Consider the following 17133-nt stretch of genomic DNA (forward strand, 5'->3'; position numbering starts at 1 on the left):
GCATGCCCACCAGAATCCTCCCGGCCGGTGCGGACCCCGACGCCGTCCGCGCCCTGACCACACTGCTCGGCCAGCTCCCCGGCGTCGAACCGCAGCCGCCCGTCACCGACTCCACCCAACTGGTCGACCTCCTGGCCCGGCTCGCCGCCGAATCGGTCGACGAACTCCCCGAAGTCGTCGTCGTCCACGAACGCATCGGACCCGTCCCCGCGCTGGAACTGATCCGCGAGATCGCCCTGCGCCACCCGGCCGTCGGCGTCATCCTCGTCACCACCGACACGAGCCCCGGCCTGTTCGCCGCCGCCATGGACTCCGGCGCCCGCGGCCTCGTCCCGCTCCCGCTGTCGTACGACGAACTCGCCCACCGCGTCCAGGCCGTCGGCCAGTGGTCCACCGGCGTACGCCGCCACCTCGGACACGGCAGCGCGCTCGTCCTCGGCGGCGCCGGCGGCAGGGTCGTCACGGTCAGCGGCGCCAAGGGAGGCGTCGGCGCCACCCTCACCGCGATCCAGCTCGCGCTCGCCGCGCAGGCGTCCGGGCACACCACCGCACTGGCCGACCTCGACCTCCAGACCGGCGACGTCGCCTCCTACCTGGACGTCCAGTTCCGCCGCTCGGCCGTCGACCTCGCCGCCATCACCGACATCTCCCCGCGCATCCTCGCCGAGGCCGTCTTCCGCCACGACAGCGGCCTCGACCTGCTCCTCGCCCCCGCCGAGGGCGAACGCGGCGAGGAGGTCACCGACCGCGCCGCCCGCCAGATCATCGGCGCCCTGCGCGCCCGCTACGAAGTGGTCGTCGTGGACTGCGGCGCCCAGCTCACCGCGGCGAGCGCGGCCGCCGTCGAGACCGCCGACACCGCACTGCTCGTGACCACCCCGGACGTGGTCGCCGTACGCGCCGCCAAGCGGACCGTGCGCATGTGGGACCGGCTGCAGATCCGCAAGGGGGAGGAGACGACCGTCGTCGTCAACCGGAACACCCGCAGCACGGAGATCCAGCCGGCCCTCGTCCAGCGCATCACCGGCACCGCCCTGGCCCGCACCGCGATCCCCGCCAACTTCAAGGAACTGCAAGGGGTCGTCGACGCCGGACGCCTGCACGAACTCGACAGCAGAAGCACGGTGAAACAGGCCCTGTGGAGCCTCGCCGGGGAACTGGGGCTGGTGCGCGCGGCCGAGGGCACGAGCGCGACCCACCGCGCCGGCGGACGACTGCGCGGCGAGCGGGGCACGGCCGGCTTCCGGCGGCGGAAGGAGTGAGGGGGTGAGGGGGCTGAGGGGAGCGAGGGAGGTGAGGGGACGCCTGCGGGGCCTGCGTGATGGCCGGGGCCTGTGTGACGGCCGAGGCCTGCGTGACGGCCGGGGCGGCCTCCGTGACGACCGGGGCCAAGTGGCCGTCGAATTCCTCGGGATGACCCCGCTGATCGTCCTGACCCTGGTGCTGATGTGGCAGTGCGTGCTCGTGGGGTACGCGTACACGCTCGCGGGGAATGCTGCCGACGAAGGCGTGCGGGCGGGGACGGCGGCGCACCGGGAGGAGCGGTTCGGCGTCTGCGAACAGGCCGCGCTGAAACACCTGTCGGGGGCGTGGCGGGGAGGGGCCAGGGTGGAACGGTGCGGCGGCACCGGCTACGTGACGGCGGACGTCGCGCTGAAGGTCCCCGTCCTCTTCCCCGGCTCGATCGACTTCCCCGTCACGGTGCACGGCCACGCCGGCGCCGTGGAGGAGGTGAAGGACTGAGATGCCGTCAACGCCGTCAACGCCGTCAACGTCGTCGGTGCCGTCCACGCCGTCCATGCGGGCCACGCCGTCCGTGCCGTACCGCCGCCGCCGTCGCCGCGACGCGGGTCAAGTCGCCATCGAGTACCTCGGCTTCGTGCCCGTCCTGCTGCTCGTCGGGCTGGCCGGGTTCCAGATCGGGGCCGTCGCGTACGCGGCCGAACAGGCCGGTACGGCGGCCAGGGCCGGGGCGCGGGCCGCGTCACTGGAGCAGTCCGCCCAGGAGGCGTGCGCGCAAGCCGTCAGCGGGGGCCTGACGGTGAACTGCGCGTCCGCGCCGGGCGCCGGCTCGGTCACCGTCACCGCCCGCGTCTCCATCCCCTCGATCGTCCCCGGCTGGCACTTCGACCCCGCCGAGAAGACCGCCACCATGCCCCTCGACCACTGACCGGGGACGACCGCCACCATGCCGCCTGCGAACCCGACTTGGGCGACCCGGATGAACCGGATGACCCGGACGACCCGGACGACCGCCACCACGCCGCCCTCGACCACTGACCGACGAGGACCGAACCCATGAGCCTGCGCGCACGCATCAGCACTCCGGAGGAGCACGGCAGCCGGGGCGAGGACGGGCACCTGGTCACCGCCTACCGGGCCAAGCTGCTGGAGGAGATCGACCTCGCGGAGATGAGCTCGCTGGCCGCCGCCGAGCGCCGCTCCCGGCTCGAACGGGTGCTCGGGCACATCATCAGCCGCGAGGGCCCGGTGCTGTCGACCGCCGAGCGCGCCCAGCTCATCCGCCGGGTCGTGGACGAGGCACTGGGGCTCGGCATCCTGGAACCGCTGCTGGAGGACGCGTCGATCACCGAGATCATGGTGAACGGACCCGACGCGATCTTCGTCGAACGAGGCGGCCGGGTCGAGCAGTTGCCCCTCCGGTTCGCGTCGGCGGACCAGCTGATGCAGACCATCGAACGGATCGTGTCGACGGTCAACCGCCGGGTGGACGAGTCCAACCCCATGGTGGACGCCCGCCTCCCCTCCGGTGAGCGCGTCAACGTCATCATCCCGCCGCTGTCCCTGACCGGCCCCACCCTCACCATCCGCCGCTTCCCGCGCTCCTTCACCCTCCAGGAACTGATCGGCTTCGGCTCGCTGGACGAGCACATGCTGTTCCTGCTGGCGGGCCTGGTGCAGGCGAAGTTCAACATCATCGTCTCGGGCGCCACCGGCACCGGCAAGACGACCCTGCTCAACGCCCTCTCCGGACTGATCCCCGCGCACGAGCGGATCATCACCATCGAGGACTCCGCCGAACTCCAGCTCCAGCAGAGCCACGTGGTCCGCCTGGAGGCCCGGCCGCCGAACGTCGAGGGCAAGGGGCAGGTCACCATCCGCGACCTCGTCCGCAACTCGCTGCGCATGCGCCCGGACCGGATCGTCGTCGGCGAGGTCCGCGGCGGCGAGTCCCTCGACATGCTCCAGGCCATGTCCACCGGCCACGACGGCTCCCTCGCCACCGTCCACGCCAACAGCGCCGAGGACGCCCTCACCCGCCTGCAGACCCTCGCCTCCATGTCCGACGTCGAGGTGCCCTTCGTCGCCCTGCACGACCAGATCAACAGCGCTGTCGACGTCCTCGTCCAGCTCACCCGGTTCGCCGACGGCGCCCGCCGCATCACCGAGATCGCACTGCTCGACAGCCACGGCGGGGAGCCGTACCGGCTGGCGACCGTGGCCCGGTTCGCCGCCGAGCCCATGACCTCCGACGGCCGCGTGCACGGCGCCTTCGCGCACTTCCCCCTGCCGCGCCGCACCGCCGACCGCCTCTACATGGCGAGCCAGCCCCTCCCGCAGGCCTTCGGCGTCGCCCACTCCGCGGACCAGCTCGCCACCCGAGAAGCCAGGTAGGACGGACCAACGACCATGGAACTCCACACGCTCGTCCGGCTCACCCTCGGCATCGCGCTGCTGACCTGCGCCCTGGCCGTGGTCGGCCTGTACGTCTACGCCTCCGGCCGCGCCCGTCGCGCGGCCCTCATCGACCGGCTCTCGCACACCGGGCCCGCGCCCGGCACCGGCCGCCGTCGCCGCTTCCGCACCCTGGACCGCCGGCTGCGCCGTACGGCACTCGGCCGGGGACTCGAACTGAGGCTGGCGGCCACGGGCCTGGACGTCACTCCGGGCGAGTTCTTCGCCGCCATGCTCGCCGTGGTCGCCGCCCTCTGGATCGTCGGTCAGGCCACCCTCGCCCCCTTCTTCGGCCCGATCGCCGGCCTCCTCGGCATCTGGGCGGCCGTCCAGTTCCTCAACTGGCAACGGCAGAAACGCATCGAGCGTTTCATCGGCCAACTCCCCGAACTTGCCCGCATCCTGGCCAACGCCACCCAGGCCGGCCTCGCCCTGCGCACCGCCATCGGCATGGCCGCGGAGGAGATGGAAGCTCCGGCCGGCGAGGAACTCGCGAAGGTCGCCGATCAGTTGACCATCGGCCAGTCCATGGAGGACGCCCTCGGTGAACTCGCCGAGCGGCTGCCCTCGCGCGAACTCGTCGTCCTCGTCACGACCTTGGTGCTCTCCAACCGTGCCGGCGGCCAGGTGGTCTCGGCCCTGCGCAACCTGACCGAGACCCTGGAGGAACGCAAGGAGACCCGACGGGAGATCCGCACCCAGCTCTCCCAGGTGACCATGACGTCGTACGCCGTCCCCGTCCTCGGCGTCGGCGCCCTCTTCCTCATGAACGGCGTCAAGGACGGCGCCCTGGACCGCATGACCGGCTCACCGATCGGCCAGGCCTGCGTGATCATCGCGTTCGCCCTGTACGCCGTCGGCTTCGTGCTCATCCGCCGGATGAGCCGGATCGACGTGTGAGGGGCCGCCCGGATGACTGACCACATGCCCGAACAGATGACCGCTGTGCTGCTCGCGCTGCTGATGGCCCTGGGCGTCTGGGGTGTCTTCGCCGGCATCCGGATGTACCGCGCGGACGCGAAACTCCCCGCCGACCTCGCCATCGCCCTGGAGGTCGGCGCCACCCGCACCGGCGCCGCGAACTCCCTGATCGACCGGCTGGGCATGCGCTACGCCCCCGCGGTGCTGCGCCTGATGGGCCCCCGCCTCGTCGCCAAGTACCGCCGCAGGATCGACCTCGCGGGCAACCCCGGCGGCCTGACCATCGACCGCTACGCCGCCCGCCGCGCCGTCTACGGCGCCCTCGGCGGCATCGGCTTCCTGGTGTTCCTGCTGCGCGGCCAGTGGTTCGTCGCCCTGCTCCTGCTGCTCTTCGGCGCCTTGTGGACCGAGGTCGGCATCTGGTCGGCGATCCGCGTCCGCAAGGACGTCATCGAACGGACCCTGCCCGACTTCCTCGACGTGCTGGCGGTGGTGGTCAGCGCGGGCCTCGGCTTCCGTCAGGCCCTGGACCGGGTGTCCTCCCGCTACGAGGGCCCCTGGGCCGACGAACTGCGCATCACCCTGCGCCAGATGGACCTGGGCATGAGCCGCCGCCAGGCCTTCGCGGAACTACGGCACCGCAACGACTCCGAACAGGTCGCCATGTTCGTGACGGCCCTGCAACAGGGGGAGGAACTGGGCGCCCCGATCGTCGACACCCTCGTCTCCCTCGCCAAGGACATGCGCCGCACCGACGCCCAGAACGCCCGCCGCAAGGCCGCCCGCGCCGTCCCCAAGGCCACCCTGATGATCACTACCTTCATGGTCCCGGCCACGATGCTGCTCCTGGGCGCCGGCCTGATCCTGGGCTCCGGCGTCAACTTCACCTCACTCACGGGGAAGTAGGCGGGGCGGGGTGGCGGGGATGGGGGACGGGACGGGGGAGGTGATGGGTTGGCGGCGTGGGCCCTGGCCCTGGCGCGGACGGTCGGCCGCCGACGGCGAGACCACCCCACAGGGGCCACCGGCACCGGACGACGAAACCCGCACGGATGGTGCGGGTGGGATCACAAATCCGGCCGAAGGCCGGATGCCCCCCAACACACCCGCACGGGACCCCGCACGCGCACAGGACCCCGCACGCGCACGGGAACCCGCACCCGCAGGGGACCCCGCGCCAGAAAAACTCCAGCTCCGAGCCCTCCAAGCCCTGTGCCGGCAGGCTTTCGGCTTCCGCCTCGCCATGCTCGCCCTCGCCGCCCCCTCCGCCCTCCTCAACGCCGCCCCCGGCCTGAGCGCCCGCCTCGTCGGCGCCGCCCTGGTCATCACCTTCATGGTCTCGTACGTCCTCTTCCGCGACTGGGAACGCTTCGGCCCGCTCCTCCTGCGCCACCCCTCCCTCCTCGCCGCCGACACCCTCCTCGGCTCCCTCCTCCTCATCTCGGCGGGCCCGGACACCACCCTCGCCTACGTCTCCGTCTGCACCCCTCTCCTCGCCGGCCTCCTCTACAGCTGGCGCGGCGCGGCCTGCTTCGCGTCCCTGCAGTCGCTGATACTCCTGCTCGTCCACGCCACCCTGAAGGCCGACCGTCACACCGGCCTCGCCGAGTCACTGATCCTGCCCGGCCTGTGCGTCATCACCGGCGCGATGGGCTCCACCCTGCGCAACCTGATGCTCCGTTTCGGGGCCGCGACCGAGGCGCTCACGGAGGTCCGGGCCCGCCTGGCGGCGACGGAGGCGGTGAACGGGGAACGGGCCCGGCTGGCACGGGAGTTGCACGACTCGGTGGCCAAGACCCTGCACGGAGTCGCCCTGGCGGCCGACGGCCTCGCGACGACCGCTTCCTCCGAGCCCCCCGACCCGGCCCGCGTCCGCCGCCAAGCGGAACTCGTGTCCCGCTCGGCGCGCAGAGCCGCGGCCGAGTCCAGGGAACTCCTGGCAGACCTGCGCGGCGACACCACCGCCGACGCCTCCGGCCGCGACTTCTGGACGGAACTGGCAGCCCGTATCGCCGACTTCACCACCCGCACGGGCTTACGGGCCACCTACCACCCCACCGGCACGACCACCCTCCCGCCCGTGCCCCCACCCCTCGCCCGCCACCTCCTCGCCATCACCACCGAGGCCCTGGACAACGCCCACCGACACGCGCGGGCGACCCAGGTCGAGGTGACCGCCGGCATCGACGGCGACCGGCTCCGCCTGACGATCCACGACGACGGCCAGGGCCTGCCCCCCGGCACCACCCTCGAAGACCTGCGCCACACCGGCCACTTCGGCCTGCTCGGCATGGTCGAACGCGCCGCCTCGGCCGGAGCCCGCATCCACATCGGCCGAGACGACCACACCCCCGGCACGGAGGTCCGGGTGGATCTTCCCCTGAGTGCCCTGCTGTGACCCGCCTGCTCCGACCCACCCGCTCCGACCCGAAAGGAGGCAGCAACCGATGCAACCCCCCACCCCTCACGCCCCGCTGCGCCTCGTGATCGCCGACGACAACCCCGTCGTCCGCGCGGGCCTCACCGCCCTCCTCTCCGACCGCGAGGACACGACGGTCGTGGCGGAGGCGACGGACGGCCGCGAGGCCTACGAGGCGGCACTTGAGCACCGCCCCGACGTCATCCTCCTCGACGTCCGCATGCCCGGCGTCGACGGAATCTCCGCATTGCCGCACCTCGTCGGGCTGGCCCCGGTCATGATGCTGACCTACAGCCACGAGACGGAGACCGTGCGGGAGGCGCTGCGGCTGGGGGCGGGGGGATACCTGGTGCACGGCGAGTTCACGACCGAGCAGTTGGTGAGGGCCGTACGGGATGTCAGCGAGGGGCGACCGCATGTGACGCCGGGCGCGGCGAAGGCGTTGCTGACGGAGCTGCGCGAGAGTGCATCTGCACACACAGAACCGGAACAACCCTTACCGGTCAACCACGTTAATGCCAAAACCCTTTCGCACATGCAATCACCTGTGGGACAGTCGTTCCGGTCGCGGTTCCAACTCAGCGCCAGGGAGGCGGAGATCATGGACCTCATCGCGTCCGGCATGACCAACCAGCAGATCGCCGCCCTGTGCTTCATCAGCGAGAAGACCGTCAAGAACCACATCAACCGCATCTTCGCCAAACTCCACAGCACCAACAGGGCACAGGCGGCGGCGAAGTGGCTGGGGGTGGCTTGAAGTGGGGATCCGGGGGAACGATTGGGCCTGGGGTTGGGTCCTGGGACCCTCCGGAAGCCCCGGCCGGTCGCCGTACGTTGGGCGGATCGGAGGCGAAGCTGGAGGGCGAAGCCGTGAGCAAATGGTTCAACACCACTGTCGCGTACCTGCAGGCTCGCGCTGCCCGGAACGACAGGGGGCAGACCGCGGTGGAGTACCTCGGCATCATCGCGGTCGTCGTGGCGATCGTGCTGGCGATCACCGGAACGGACATCGGGCAGACGATCTACAACGCGATCGTCGACAAGATCACCGAAGTCACCAGCAGCTGAATCGGCCCCGTAGACACCACGACGCAGGGCAGGCCTTCCCCATCTACATCACGGTGGTGGCGGGCCTGCTCCTTCTTGCGCTTGCCTATCTCGCAGTCGGCCAGGCGGCGGTCAACCGGAGTGGTGCCCAGACGGCGGCGGACGCGGCCGCGCTCGCGGCCGCTCAGAAGACACGGGACCAACTCGCCGGCATGTGGCTGGACGATCTGGGCGACCCCACCAAGTGGCAGGACGTCTTCCACGGGAAGGGTGCGGACAACGCGTGCTGGCGAGCGGGGCAACTTGCCGCTCAGAACGACGCCACGTTGACATCCTGTGTGCCGGGGCTGCTCAGGTACACCGTCGAGGTCCGGACCAAGAGGGCGGTCGGGGACTCGGTCGTACCCGGAACGGAAAACATCAGGTCGACCGAGTCCGCGAGCGCGGTGATCGAACCGCTCTGCACGTTCGAGAGTACGGGTGAGGGCGCGAAAAGCGACGCGCTGCCCCAGCTCAGATGCAGGGACGACAAGACGTGGGACCCGAACCCGGACGACGAGGGCAGTCTTCCCGGACCGGGCGACCTCTTCGATGTCCATCTGGCCGATGGAGAAGCGAACCACCAATGATGAAGGAAGCGGAGCGATGAGCATGCGGTTCACTGCGAAGGCCCGCAGGGGGATGGTCGCATTGACCGTTGCGGCGTGCCTGGGCGTCGGCGCGGCCGGCTGCGGCGGCGGTGGCGACGACGGCAAGAATCCGAAGGAGTCGGCTGCCGCATCCAGTGCGGGTGGGTCCGCGCCAAGCGCTGACGAAGGCCAGTCGCAGGAACCGCAGGCCGAGTTGAAGGGACCCAACGGGCTGCTGTTGCAGATCACCTCCGCAGATCGGGACTCCGGTGGGTTCGTCACGGTCAACGGCACCTTGAAGAACGACGGTGGCAACATCCTCACCATTCCCGCCCAGCTGAGCGGCAACGAGACCGAGATCATCAGGAACGGCCACTCGCTCGGCGGAGCCACCCTGGTGGATCCCAAGGGTAAGAAGCGGTACTACGTCCTCCGCGACACCGACGGCCGCCCTCTTACGACAACAGGGATCTCGACGATCAAGTCGGGGGAGTCCATCCCCGTGTTCATGCAGTTCCCCGCCCCGCCCGCCGACACGTCCGCGGTGTCCTTCCAGATGCCGATGTTCGCATCGGCCGACATCACGATCTCCGGGTGAGGGCGCCGTGACCACCACACGTCGCCTCCCTCTCGCCGTGGCCGCCGCCGCCCTCCTCGCCACCACGCACCCGACCCTCGCCCACGCCGCCCCCACCGCCCCTCCCGGTCCCGGCACTGCCCCCTCCGCCGCCGCCCCCGTGAAGATCGACCCCACCGATCCCGACCTGAAGCTTCCCGAGGGGGCGACGCTCGCCGGGCCGAAGGTGCTGGACATCAAGTCGGTCGTGGAGGACCAGAGCGGGGACGAGCGCAGGGAGGACACGAACGCGGACGTGACGTTCGCCCTGCAGGCAGAGGTCCTCTTCGGGAAGGACAGCGCCAAGCTCGGCGGAGCCGCGAAGGCCCGTATCGCGACGATCGCCGAGGAGATCAGGAAGCAGCACGCGACCCAGATCCGCGTCTTCGGCTTCACCGACGACCTCGGCACCTCGGCCCACGGCGACATCCTCTCCAAGCAACGCGCCAACGCCGTACAGGCCGTCCTCGACCAGGACCTGAACGACCCGGACATCACCTTCGAGGTACGCGGCTACGGCGAGCAGTACCCGATCGCCGACAACTCCACGGAAGCGGGCCGGAAGAAGAACCGCCGGGTCGAGGTCACCTTCCCGCGCACCGGGCAGTGAGCCGGCAACCCAACACCCACCAGCCGGACAACCCAGCCCCTACGACCCAGCCCCTACGACCCAGCCTCTACAACCCAGCCCCTACGACCCTTCCACCACGACCCGCGCCCCCGCGACCAGCCCCCACCCCGCCATCGCACCGGCCTCCGCCTCCAGCACATGGCGGGCGCGGATCCGGGGCAGGCCGAGGCGGCCCGGCCTCATCGTGCGGACGGCGATCACGGTGAGGCGGCGGTCGAGGTACGCGACGTCGATGGGGATACGCATACGGAAGGTGTGCACGCTGTTCGCGGGGGAGAGGAGCATCGCTCCGTCGATCCCGTCACGGCCCAACAGCCCCTTGGTACGCGCCCGATACGACGCCGCGATCTCCAGGGGGACCACCGCGACGTCCTGCGCCTCCTGCGCCCCCTCGCCGGCATGGCGGACCATCAGCCTTCCGCGCCCGTCCCGCCACCGAGTCATCCCCGACGCCCCCAGACTTCCGTTCCCGCCCCGGACTTCCACTCCGCCCCAGCCTTCGCAGTGTCCCGACACGCACCCACGTAAACGTCAGCGTGTTGTCCCACCCCTCCCGGCGCACTAGGAAGGCCCCATGACTGGACTCGGTGTCGTCTTCCGTCCGCAGCTTCCTCCCGAGCGGCTTCGTGCCGTCGCCAGGGTCGCGGACGCGGTGGGGCTGGAGGAGTTGTGGTTGTGGGAGGACTGTTTCCTGGAGGGCGGGGTGTCGACGGCCGCAGCCGCGCTCGCCTGGACCGAGCGGGTGCGGGTCGGGATCGGGCTGCTGCCCGTGCCGCTCAGGAATGTCGCCGTCGCCGCGATGGAGGCCGCCGCGCTGGAGCGGATGTTCCCCGGGCGGGCCGTGCTGACCGTCGGGCACGGCGTCCAGGACTGGATGGGACAGGTCGGCGTACGGGCCGCCTCGCCGCTGACCCTGCTCGGTGAGTATCTCGACGCGCTGCGCGCCCTGTTGCGCGGTGAGCGGCTCAGCGTGCGCGGCCGGTACGTCACCCTCGACGACGTCGGCCTCGACCGGCCCCGGCCGCCCCGCTGCCGGTCCTCGCCGGCGCCACGGGCCCCCGTACCCTCGCCCTCTCCGGTGCCCGCGCCGACGGCACCCTGCTGACCGCCGCCACCCCGCCGGACGGCGTACGGCAGGCCCGCCGGATCATCGAGGAGGCGCGGGCGGAGGCGGGGCGGAGCGAGCCGCACCGGGTCGTCGTCTATCTCCTGGCCGCCACGGGACCCGACGCGGCTGTCCGGCTGCGGGCCGAACTCGTCGCCGAGGGGCTGGAGTCGGTGTCCGGCCTCGGTGTCGCGGGGGACGCGGGCGCCGTGGCGGACGCGGTGCGGCGGATGGCCGACGCGGGCGCCGACACGGTCGTCCTCCAGCCGACCGCGGACGAGCCCGACATGGAGGGCTTCGTGCGCTTCGCCGCCGAGGAGGTCCGGCCCCTGGTGCCGTAGCACCCGCCGTGCCGCAGCGCCCGCAGTGCGGCAGCGCCCGCCGTGCCGTGGGCCGGGTCCGGGCGCAGGGTCCGGCGCCGGGGCGTTGTCAGTGGCGGATGCCACACTCCCCGTATGACCCGAACACCCAGTGATGTGAGTCTGCGGGACGTGGTGGAGGACGACCTTCTCGTCCTCCACGCCTACGAACAGGACGAGGAAGCCGTCCGCCGGTCGAAGTTCACCCCCCGGCCGAAGGCGGCCTTCCTCTCGCACTGGCGGGAGCGGGTGCTGCCCGACCCCGACTGTCTGTCGCGGACGGTCACCGTGGACGGGGCCGTGGCCGGGAACGTCGGGTCGTGGACGGCGGAGGACGGGCGGCGGTTCGTCGGGTACTGGCTGGGGCGCGCGTACTGGGGCCGGGGCGTCGGCACCCGGGCCCTGGGCCTCTTCCTGGAGCTGGATCCGGTCCGCCCCCTGTACGCCGACCCGCACGCCGGGAACGCCGCGTCCGTCGCCCTGCTGGAGAGACACGGCTTCGAGCGCCTCGGCCTGGACGAGGACGGGCACGTGCTGCTGATGCTCCCCCAGGAGAGCTCCGCGGCATAGGAGGATTCCCGGGCGCAGGAGAGCCCCCGGGCACGGGAGGGTTCCAGGTGACCGGCCCTCAGCCGGCGACCGTGGGCGGCGGATCGCCCGTCGCGCCGTCGATCAGTTCGCGCACGATGTCCATATGGCCGGCGTGCCGCGCGGTCTCCGTGAGCATGTGGACCAGGGTCCAGCGCAGGGACACCGTGTTCTCCCGCCACGCGGGGCGACCGCTCGCGTCCAGGGGCAGCTCGCTGATCGTGCGGTCCGCGGCTGCGCGGGCACGGCCGTAGAAGGCGATGATCTGCTCGGTCGTCTCGTCGACGGTGACGGACATGTCCTCGCCCTCGTACGGGTCGAACCACAGCGGTTCCGGTTCGCGGCCGAAGGTCTGGACGAACCAGCCGTACTCGACCGAGGCGAGGTGCTTCACCAGGCCGAGCAGGCTCGTCCCGGTCGGGGTCAGCGGCCGGCGCAGTTGTTCGTCGTCCAGTCCGTTCAGCTTCCACAGCACGGCGTCCCGGTGGCGGTTCAGGCTCGCGTGCAGGATGTCCTTCTCGGCGTCGGCGGTGCCGCCGGCCTCGGGGTTCGTCATGGCCGCGGAAATTAGCAGGAGCCGCTGACAACGTCCTGGAACCATGGTGCGCATGGCCGATGAGCGCACGTTCGAGGACCTGGTGGCCGAGGGGGCCGCCGTGCCCACCGAGGGGTGGGACTTCTCGTGGTTCGAGGGGCGGGCCACCGAGGAGCGGCCCTCATGGGGGTACGCCCGGTCGGCGGGGGAGCGGCTGGCCCGTGCCGAGGCCGCGCTCGACATCCAGACCGGGGGCGGTGAGGTGTTCGACTTCGCGCTGGCCACGGCCGCCCCGTCCCGCCCGCCGCTGCTCGCCGCCACCGAGGGCTGGCCGCCGAACGTGGCCAAGGCCACCGCGCTGCTGCGGCCCCGCGCCGTCGTGGTCGTCGCGGCTCCGGACGACGCGCCGCTGCCCTTCGCGGACGAGGCCTTCGACCTGGTGCTCAGCCGGCACCCGGTGAGCGCGCACTGGACGGAGATCGCGCGGGTGCTGGGGCCGGGCGGCACGTACTTCGCCCAGCACGTGGGGCCGAGCAGCGCGTACGAGCTGGTCGAGCGGTTCGTCGGCCCCCAGACGGACGAACGGCGCACCGTCCGGCACCCCGACCGTGAGCGCGCCGGGGCGGAGGCGGTCGGCCTTGAGGTCGTGGACCTGCGGGCGGAGCGGCTGCGGATGGAGTTCCACGACATCGCCGCCGTCGTCCACTTCCTGCGCAAGGTGATCTGGATGGTCCCCGGCTTCACCGTCGAGGCGTACGAGCCCCAACTGCGCGATCTGCACGAGCGGATCGAGAAGGAGGGCGCTTTCGTGGCGCACAGCACCCGGCATCTCTTCGACATCCGGAAACCGGCCGCCTGACGACATCCGGAAACCGGCCGCCTGACGACATCCCGGAACCGGCCGCCTGACGAATGAAGCCACCTGTCTGCCGAATGGGGTGAATGTGGGCAAATGCGATTGAACTGATTTCGTGTTCACTCGCCGTTTCCCTGGAGTTTCCACATTGTTATCCTCCGCGGTTCACATGCGCCCCACCCGTCACGTAAGTTCAGACCAAGGTAATTCGCGTCAGCAAAGCTGTGCGGGCGGCACCGCGCAGTGGAGGGGGCTGCGCGGTGCTGTGATCTCAGTGAACTCTCGTGACGGGGCGGTCAAGTCACCGTTCACCCGCCGGGTCGCCCACCAGAGGGACGCGCGGACAACTCGCCGAGCGATCACCAAGACGGCCCAAACCCTCTTAATGCATCCTGTTCCGCCCGGATTACCTGAGAATCCGCTGTGAACAAGCCATGAAACGCCCCTGAATGCATCGTTCCGCTCCCACCCTGGCGTCGTCGGGCGACTGCGCTGCGTAGTTGTGCCGCGCCGGTGCACGCACCATCACTTACGAAGGGTTATGGTGGAAACCCCCCCTCGGGCCGGTCCGTCTCCCCCCCCACGGACCGGCCCGTTTTTTCTTGGGGCCGAGAAGCGCGCATCATGCGGAACCGCCGCGCACCCGTCGGTCGTCCCCATCCGAAGGGGCGCTGTCCCCGCCCGAAGGGGCGCGAGGCGGCGCCCGGCGCCCGGCCTCCGTCGCGTGGGTACGACCGGCCCGCACCGCGCGCCCTCGGTCCCCCGCCGGTCCCCACGGCGCCCGCACGAACACCCGAACAGCTCCCCGAACTCCTACCCCGGCCACACCCCTGGCAGGGGTACGCTTCAACCGCCGCTCAACCCCCGGAGGGTCCCGTGAACCTGCGCGACAAGCTGCGCGGCCTGCTCGTCAGGCTCTACGCACGCCGGGTGGAAGGCCACCTGGACCACGCTCAGGTGCCCAAGCACATCGGCGTCATCATGGACGGCAACCGCCGCTGGGCGAAGGCCGCCGGCTCCACCACGGTGCACGGCCACCGCGCCGGTGCCGAGAAGATCGAGGAATTCCTCGGCTGGTGCTCCGAGACCGACGTCGAGGTCGTCACCCTGTGGCTGCTGTCCACGGACAACTTCGACCGGCCGCAGGACGAGCTGGGCCCGCTCCTCGGCATCATCGAGGACGTCGTCCGTACCCTCGCCTCCGACGGCCGCTGGCGGGTGCACCACGTCGGCACCCGGGACCTGCTGCCGTCCGGGATGCAGCGCACCCTCAAGGAGGCCGAGGAGGAGACCGCCCACGTCGACGGCATACTCGTCAACGTGGCCATCGGGTACGGCGGTCGCCAGGAGATCGCCGACGCCGTGCGCTCCATGCTCCTCGACGCCCGGGACAAGGGTGTCCCGATGGAGGACCTCGCCGACTCCGTCGACGTCGACATGATCGGCCGTCACCTCTACACCGGTGACCAGCCCGACCCGGACCTGGTCATCCGCACCAGCGGCGAGCAGCGGCTGTCCGGGTTCATGCTCTGGCAGACGGCCCACTCCGAGTACTACTTCTGCGAGGTCTTCTGGCCGGCCTTCCGCAAGGTCGACTTCCTGCGCGCCCTGCGTGACTACGCGGCCCGCCACCGCCGCTTCGGAGGCTGAACCAACTCCGCACGCCCGCTCCGTACGCCCGCCCGGTACACCCACGCCGTACACCCGCTCGGTACACCCACGCCGTACATCACGCCGTACACCCACGCCGTACGCCAGGTCGTATGCCCATGCCGTCACCCATCCGGACGCCCCGTCGCTCACTCCTGAGGCGGGGCGTTCCGTGCGGCTCTCCTGGGGCGGATGTCACCAGGAGTTCACCGGGGCGCCGATGGCTGCTTTTGCATGGCGGTGCATGTTCGAGGGCATAAGCCAAGCAGGTCGACGCCCGAACCACGGGCGTCGGATCTCAGCGGGCGGCACGTGGCCGTCCGCCCGGGAGGCCCTTTGCACCAGCCCGACCGTGCGGTCACTGCACGGAAGCAGCCGCGGAGGGCCGGTGTCCGGCCCGCCCTACGCGGGGGCCAGGGACCGGCCGCAATGCCTCGACCCTCCCGGCCCGGCTTCCACTTCGTCGCTCCCCGACCTCATCCGAGGGGGTACGTCCTTCCGTGGTGACCAGCACAAAGCGCCACAAGCCCGACCGGCGCACCTATGTTCTCGACACCAGCGTCCTGCTGGCCGACCCGAACGCCCTGACCCGGTTCGACGAGCACGAGGTCGTGCTCCCCGTCGTCGTGGTCACGGAACTGGAGGCCAAACGGCACCATCCTGAACTCGGCTACTTCGCCCGCCAGGCCCTGCGCCTGCTGGACGACTACCGGGTGAAGCACGGTCGCCTCGACGCCCCCATCCCGATCGGGGAACTCGGCGGGACCCTCCGTGTCGAGCTCAACCACTCGGACCCCAGCGTTCTGCCCACCGGCTACCGCCTGGGGGACAACGATTCCCGCATCCTCGCGGTGGCCCGCAACCTGCAGGCCGAGGGGTACGACGTCACCGTCGTCTCGAAGGATCTTCCGCTCAGAATCAAGGCCTCCTCCGTCGGCCTGCTGGCCGAGGAGTACCGCGCCGAACTCGCCATCACGGGCAACTCCGGCTGGACCGGAATGTCCGAACTGGCGCTCTCCGGCGAACAGGTGGACATCCTCTTCGAGGTGGGGCACGTGTACGTCCCGGAGGTCTCCGACCTCCCCGTGCACACGGGACTGACCATCCAGTCCGAGCGCGGCAAGGCGCTCGGCCGTGTCACCGCGGACGGGAACGTCCGTCTGGTGCGCGGCGACCGGGAGGCGTTCGGTATCAAGGGCCGCAGCGCCGAGCAGCGCGTCGCGCTGGACCTGCTGCTCGATCCGGACGTCGGGATCGTCTCCATGGGCGGCCGGGCCGGCACCGGCAAGTCGGCGCTCGCCCTGTGCGCGGGCCTGGAGGCGGTCCTGGAGCGCCGCCAGCACCAGAAGGTGATGGTCTTCCGGCCGCTGTACGCGGTCGGCGGGCAGGAACTGGGCTATCTGCCGGGCAGCGAGGCCGAGAAGATGAGCCCTTGGGCCCAGGCGGTCTTCGACACGCTGTCCGCGGTCACCAGCCGCGAGGTCATCGAGGAGGTCACCGCGCGCGGGATGCTGGAGGTCCTGCCGCTCACCCACATCCGCGGTCGCTCGCTGCACGACGCGTTCGTGATCGTGGACGAGGCGCAGTCCCTGGAACGGAACGTCCTGCTGACCGTTCTGTCCCGGATCGGCGCCAATTCACGGGTGGTTCTCACGCACGACGTGGCGCAACGGGACAATCTGCGCGTGGGTCGCTACGACGGTGTCGTCGCCGTCGTGGAGAAACTGAAGGGACATCCGCTCTTCGCGCACGTCACCCTGACGCGCTCCGAGAGGTCCCAGATCGCGGCGCTTGTGACCGAAATGCTGGAGGACGGCCACATCTGACGGGCATCAGCCGAAACTGCGGTATCTACGGCATCCGCGGTATCTACGGCATCTATGGCATCCGCGGTATCTACGGGTTCCGCGGTATCCGCGCCATCCGTAGTATCTGCCCTTGATATGGCGCTTCTTGGGCGCCGTCCGGTAAAGGCCAAGAGCCTAACCGGGCGGCGCCTCGGCATGTGCAGCTTTCCTGAAATCCCCAGGGACAAAAGGGATGTGAGCTTTCACACGCAACGCAGAATTGCCACGCGGCGT

General features: G+C 70.8%; 19 protein-coding genes and 1 pseudogene. 18 read left to right on the plus strand and 2 right to left on the minus strand.

Translation table 11 applies throughout. The features are described 5' to 3' along the window. Window positions 1-2 precede the first annotated feature (2 nt). From ACGFYV_RS34190 to ACGFYV_RS34245, 12 genes are all read left to right on the plus strand, one after another. Window positions 3-1262 (plus strand): CpaE family protein, encoded by a 1260-nt coding sequence (locus tag ACGFYV_RS34190; protein ID WP_393882422.1) that lies wholly within the window; start codon window positions 3-5, stop codon window positions 1260-1262. Window positions 1263-1413: 151 nt separating this feature from the next. Then, entirely contained in the window at window positions 1414-1743 is a 330-nt protein-coding gene (locus tag ACGFYV_RS34195) for a pilus assembly protein (protein ID WP_393882449.1), read from the plus strand. Window positions 1744-1798: 55 nt separating this feature from the next. Next, window positions 1799-2170, plus strand: coding sequence for a TadE/TadG family type IV pilus assembly protein (locus ACGFYV_RS34200; RefSeq protein ID WP_393882423.1), 372 nt, complete (start codon window positions 1799-1801; stop codon window positions 2168-2170). Window positions 2171-2298: 128 nt separating this feature from the next. Continuing rightward, window positions 2299-3636, plus strand: coding sequence for a CpaF family protein (locus ACGFYV_RS34205; RefSeq protein WP_393882424.1), 1338 nt, complete (start codon window positions 2299-2301; stop codon window positions 3634-3636). Between the two features lie 15 nt (window positions 3637-3651). Continuing rightward, complete coding sequence (locus ACGFYV_RS34210; RefSeq protein ID WP_393882425.1) at window positions 3652-4596, plus strand: type II secretion system F family protein; 945 nt, start codon at window positions 3652-3654, stop codon at window positions 4594-4596. Window positions 4597-4620: 24 nt separating this feature from the next. Beyond that, window positions 4621-5523, plus strand: coding sequence for a DUF5936 domain-containing protein (locus tag ACGFYV_RS34215; RefSeq protein WP_393882450.1), 903 nt, complete (start codon window positions 4621-4623; stop codon window positions 5521-5523). 43 nt (window positions 5524-5566) lie between these two features. After that, the gene (locus ACGFYV_RS34220) at window positions 5567-7015 is read left to right on the plus strand and encodes a sensor histidine kinase (protein WP_393882451.1); all 1449 of its coding nucleotides are present in this window, start codon (window positions 5567-5569) and stop codon (window positions 7013-7015) included. Between the two features lie 49 nt (window positions 7016-7064). After that, window positions 7065-7793, plus strand: a complete 729-nt coding sequence (locus ACGFYV_RS34225; protein WP_393882426.1) for a response regulator — start codon at window positions 7065-7067, stop codon at window positions 7791-7793. Between the two features lie 113 nt (window positions 7794-7906). Next, entirely contained in the window at window positions 7907-8104 is a 198-nt protein-coding gene (locus ACGFYV_RS34230; protein ID WP_393882427.1) for a Flp family type IVb pilin, read from the plus strand. Next, window positions 8101-8712, plus strand: coding sequence for a pilus assembly protein TadG-related protein (locus tag ACGFYV_RS34235; protein ID WP_393882452.1), 612 nt, complete (start codon window positions 8101-8103; stop codon window positions 8710-8712). Before ACGFYV_RS34230 ends, ACGFYV_RS34235 begins: the two co-directional genes overlap by 4 nt. 16 nt (window positions 8713-8728) lie before the next feature. Beyond that, a complete protein-coding gene (locus tag ACGFYV_RS34240) occupies window positions 8729-9310 on the plus strand; it encodes a hypothetical protein (protein ID WP_393882428.1) in 582 nt (193 codons plus the stop codon). Between the two features lie 7 nt (window positions 9311-9317). Then, window positions 9318-9938: an OmpA family protein gene (locus tag ACGFYV_RS34245; RefSeq protein WP_393882429.1), complete on the plus strand. Its 621-nt coding sequence runs from the start codon at window positions 9318-9320 to the stop codon at window positions 9936-9938. Window positions 9939-10019: 81 nt separating this feature from the next. Here the strand turns inward: ACGFYV_RS34245 and ACGFYV_RS34250 are convergent, their stop codons facing one another. Next, window positions 10020-10403 (minus strand): DUF192 domain-containing protein, encoded by a 384-nt coding sequence (locus ACGFYV_RS34250; protein WP_393882430.1) that lies wholly within the window; start codon window positions 10401-10403, stop codon window positions 10020-10022. 130 nt (window positions 10404-10533) lie between these two features. On the opposite strand from ACGFYV_RS34250, the pseudogene ACGFYV_RS34255 reads away from it, so the two are divergent. The 3 genes and pseudogenes from ACGFYV_RS34255 to ACGFYV_RS34265 all read left to right on the plus strand — a co-directional run. Continuing rightward, window positions 10534-11141, plus strand: a pseudogene (locus ACGFYV_RS34255) (LLM class flavin-dependent oxidoreductase); the annotation flags it as partial. A 96-nt stretch (window positions 11142-11237) separates the two neighbouring features. Then, window positions 11238-11405, plus strand: coding sequence for a hypothetical protein (locus ACGFYV_RS34260; RefSeq protein WP_393882453.1), 168 nt, complete (start codon window positions 11238-11240; stop codon window positions 11403-11405). Between the two features lie 114 nt (window positions 11406-11519). Next, window positions 11520-11993, plus strand: coding sequence for a GNAT family N-acetyltransferase (locus ACGFYV_RS34265; RefSeq protein ID WP_393882431.1), 474 nt, complete (start codon window positions 11520-11522; stop codon window positions 11991-11993). Between the two features lie 58 nt (window positions 11994-12051). Here the strand turns inward: ACGFYV_RS34265 and ACGFYV_RS34270 are convergent, their stop codons facing one another. Continuing rightward, the gene (locus tag ACGFYV_RS34270) at window positions 12052-12567 is read right to left on the minus strand and encodes a DinB family protein (protein WP_393882432.1); all 516 of its coding nucleotides are present in this window, start codon (window positions 12565-12567) and stop codon (window positions 12052-12054) included. A gap of 52 nt (window positions 12568-12619) precedes the next feature. Between ACGFYV_RS34270 and ACGFYV_RS34275 the strand changes: the two genes are divergently transcribed. The 3 genes from ACGFYV_RS34275 (at window position 12620) to ACGFYV_RS34285 (ending at window position 16878) form a co-directional block, all read left to right on the plus strand. Continuing rightward, complete coding sequence (locus ACGFYV_RS34275) at window positions 12620-13405, plus strand: methyltransferase domain-containing protein (RefSeq protein ID WP_393882433.1); 786 nt, start codon at window positions 12620-12622, stop codon at window positions 13403-13405. Window positions 13406-14278: 873 nt separating this feature from the next. Continuing rightward, window positions 14279-15052, plus strand: coding sequence for an isoprenyl transferase (locus tag ACGFYV_RS34280; protein ID WP_393882434.1), 774 nt, complete (start codon window positions 14279-14281; stop codon window positions 15050-15052). 500 nt (window positions 15053-15552) lie between these two features. After that, entirely contained in the window at window positions 15553-16878 is a 1326-nt protein-coding gene (locus ACGFYV_RS34285) for a PhoH family protein (RefSeq protein ID WP_393882435.1), read from the plus strand. Window positions 16879-17133: the final 255 nt, after the last annotated feature.

Origin of the sequence: Streptomyces sp. NPDC048297 (genome assembly GCF_043201585.1) — a bacterium.
Lineage (GTDB): Bacteria > Actinomycetota > Actinomycetes > Streptomycetales > Streptomycetaceae > Streptomyces.

Coding starts and splice junctions, on each gene's coding strand:
- ACGFYV_RS34190 (WP_393882422.1), top strand. CDS start 3: ATGCCCACCAGAATCCTCCCGGCCGGTGCGGACCCCGACGCCGTCCGC.
- ACGFYV_RS34195 (WP_393882449.1), top strand. CDS start 1,414: ATGACCCCGCTGATCGTCCTGACCCTGGTGCTGATGTGGCAGTGCGTG.
- ACGFYV_RS34200 (WP_393882423.1), top strand. CDS start 1,799: ATGCGGGCCACGCCGTCCGTGCCGTACCGCCGCCGCCGTCGCCGCGAC.
- ACGFYV_RS34205 (WP_393882424.1), top strand. CDS start 2,299: ATGAGCCTGCGCGCACGCATCAGCACTCCGGAGGAGCACGGCAGCCGG.
- ACGFYV_RS34210 (WP_393882425.1), top strand. CDS start 3,652: ATGGAACTCCACACGCTCGTCCGGCTCACCCTCGGCATCGCGCTGCTG.
- ACGFYV_RS34215 (WP_393882450.1), top strand. CDS start 4,621: ATGCCCGAACAGATGACCGCTGTGCTGCTCGCGCTGCTGATGGCCCTG.
- ACGFYV_RS34220 (WP_393882451.1), top strand. CDS start 5,567: ATGGGTTGGCGGCGTGGGCCCTGGCCCTGGCGCGGACGGTCGGCCGCC.
- ACGFYV_RS34225 (WP_393882426.1), top strand. CDS start 7,065: ATGCAACCCCCCACCCCTCACGCCCCGCTGCGCCTCGTGATCGCCGAC.
- ACGFYV_RS34240 (WP_393882428.1), top strand. CDS start 8,729: ATGAGCATGCGGTTCACTGCGAAGGCCCGCAGGGGGATGGTCGCATTG.
- ACGFYV_RS34250 (WP_393882430.1), bottom strand. CDS start 10,403: ATGACTCGGTGGCGGGACGGGCGCGGAAGGCTGATGGTCCGCCATGCC.
- ACGFYV_RS34265 (WP_393882431.1), top strand. CDS start 11,520: ATGACCCGAACACCCAGTGATGTGAGTCTGCGGGACGTGGTGGAGGAC.
- ACGFYV_RS34270 (WP_393882432.1), bottom strand. CDS start 12,567: ATGACGAACCCCGAGGCCGGCGGCACCGCCGACGCCGAGAAGGACATC.
- ACGFYV_RS34275 (WP_393882433.1), top strand. CDS start 12,620: ATGGCCGATGAGCGCACGTTCGAGGACCTGGTGGCCGAGGGGGCCGCC.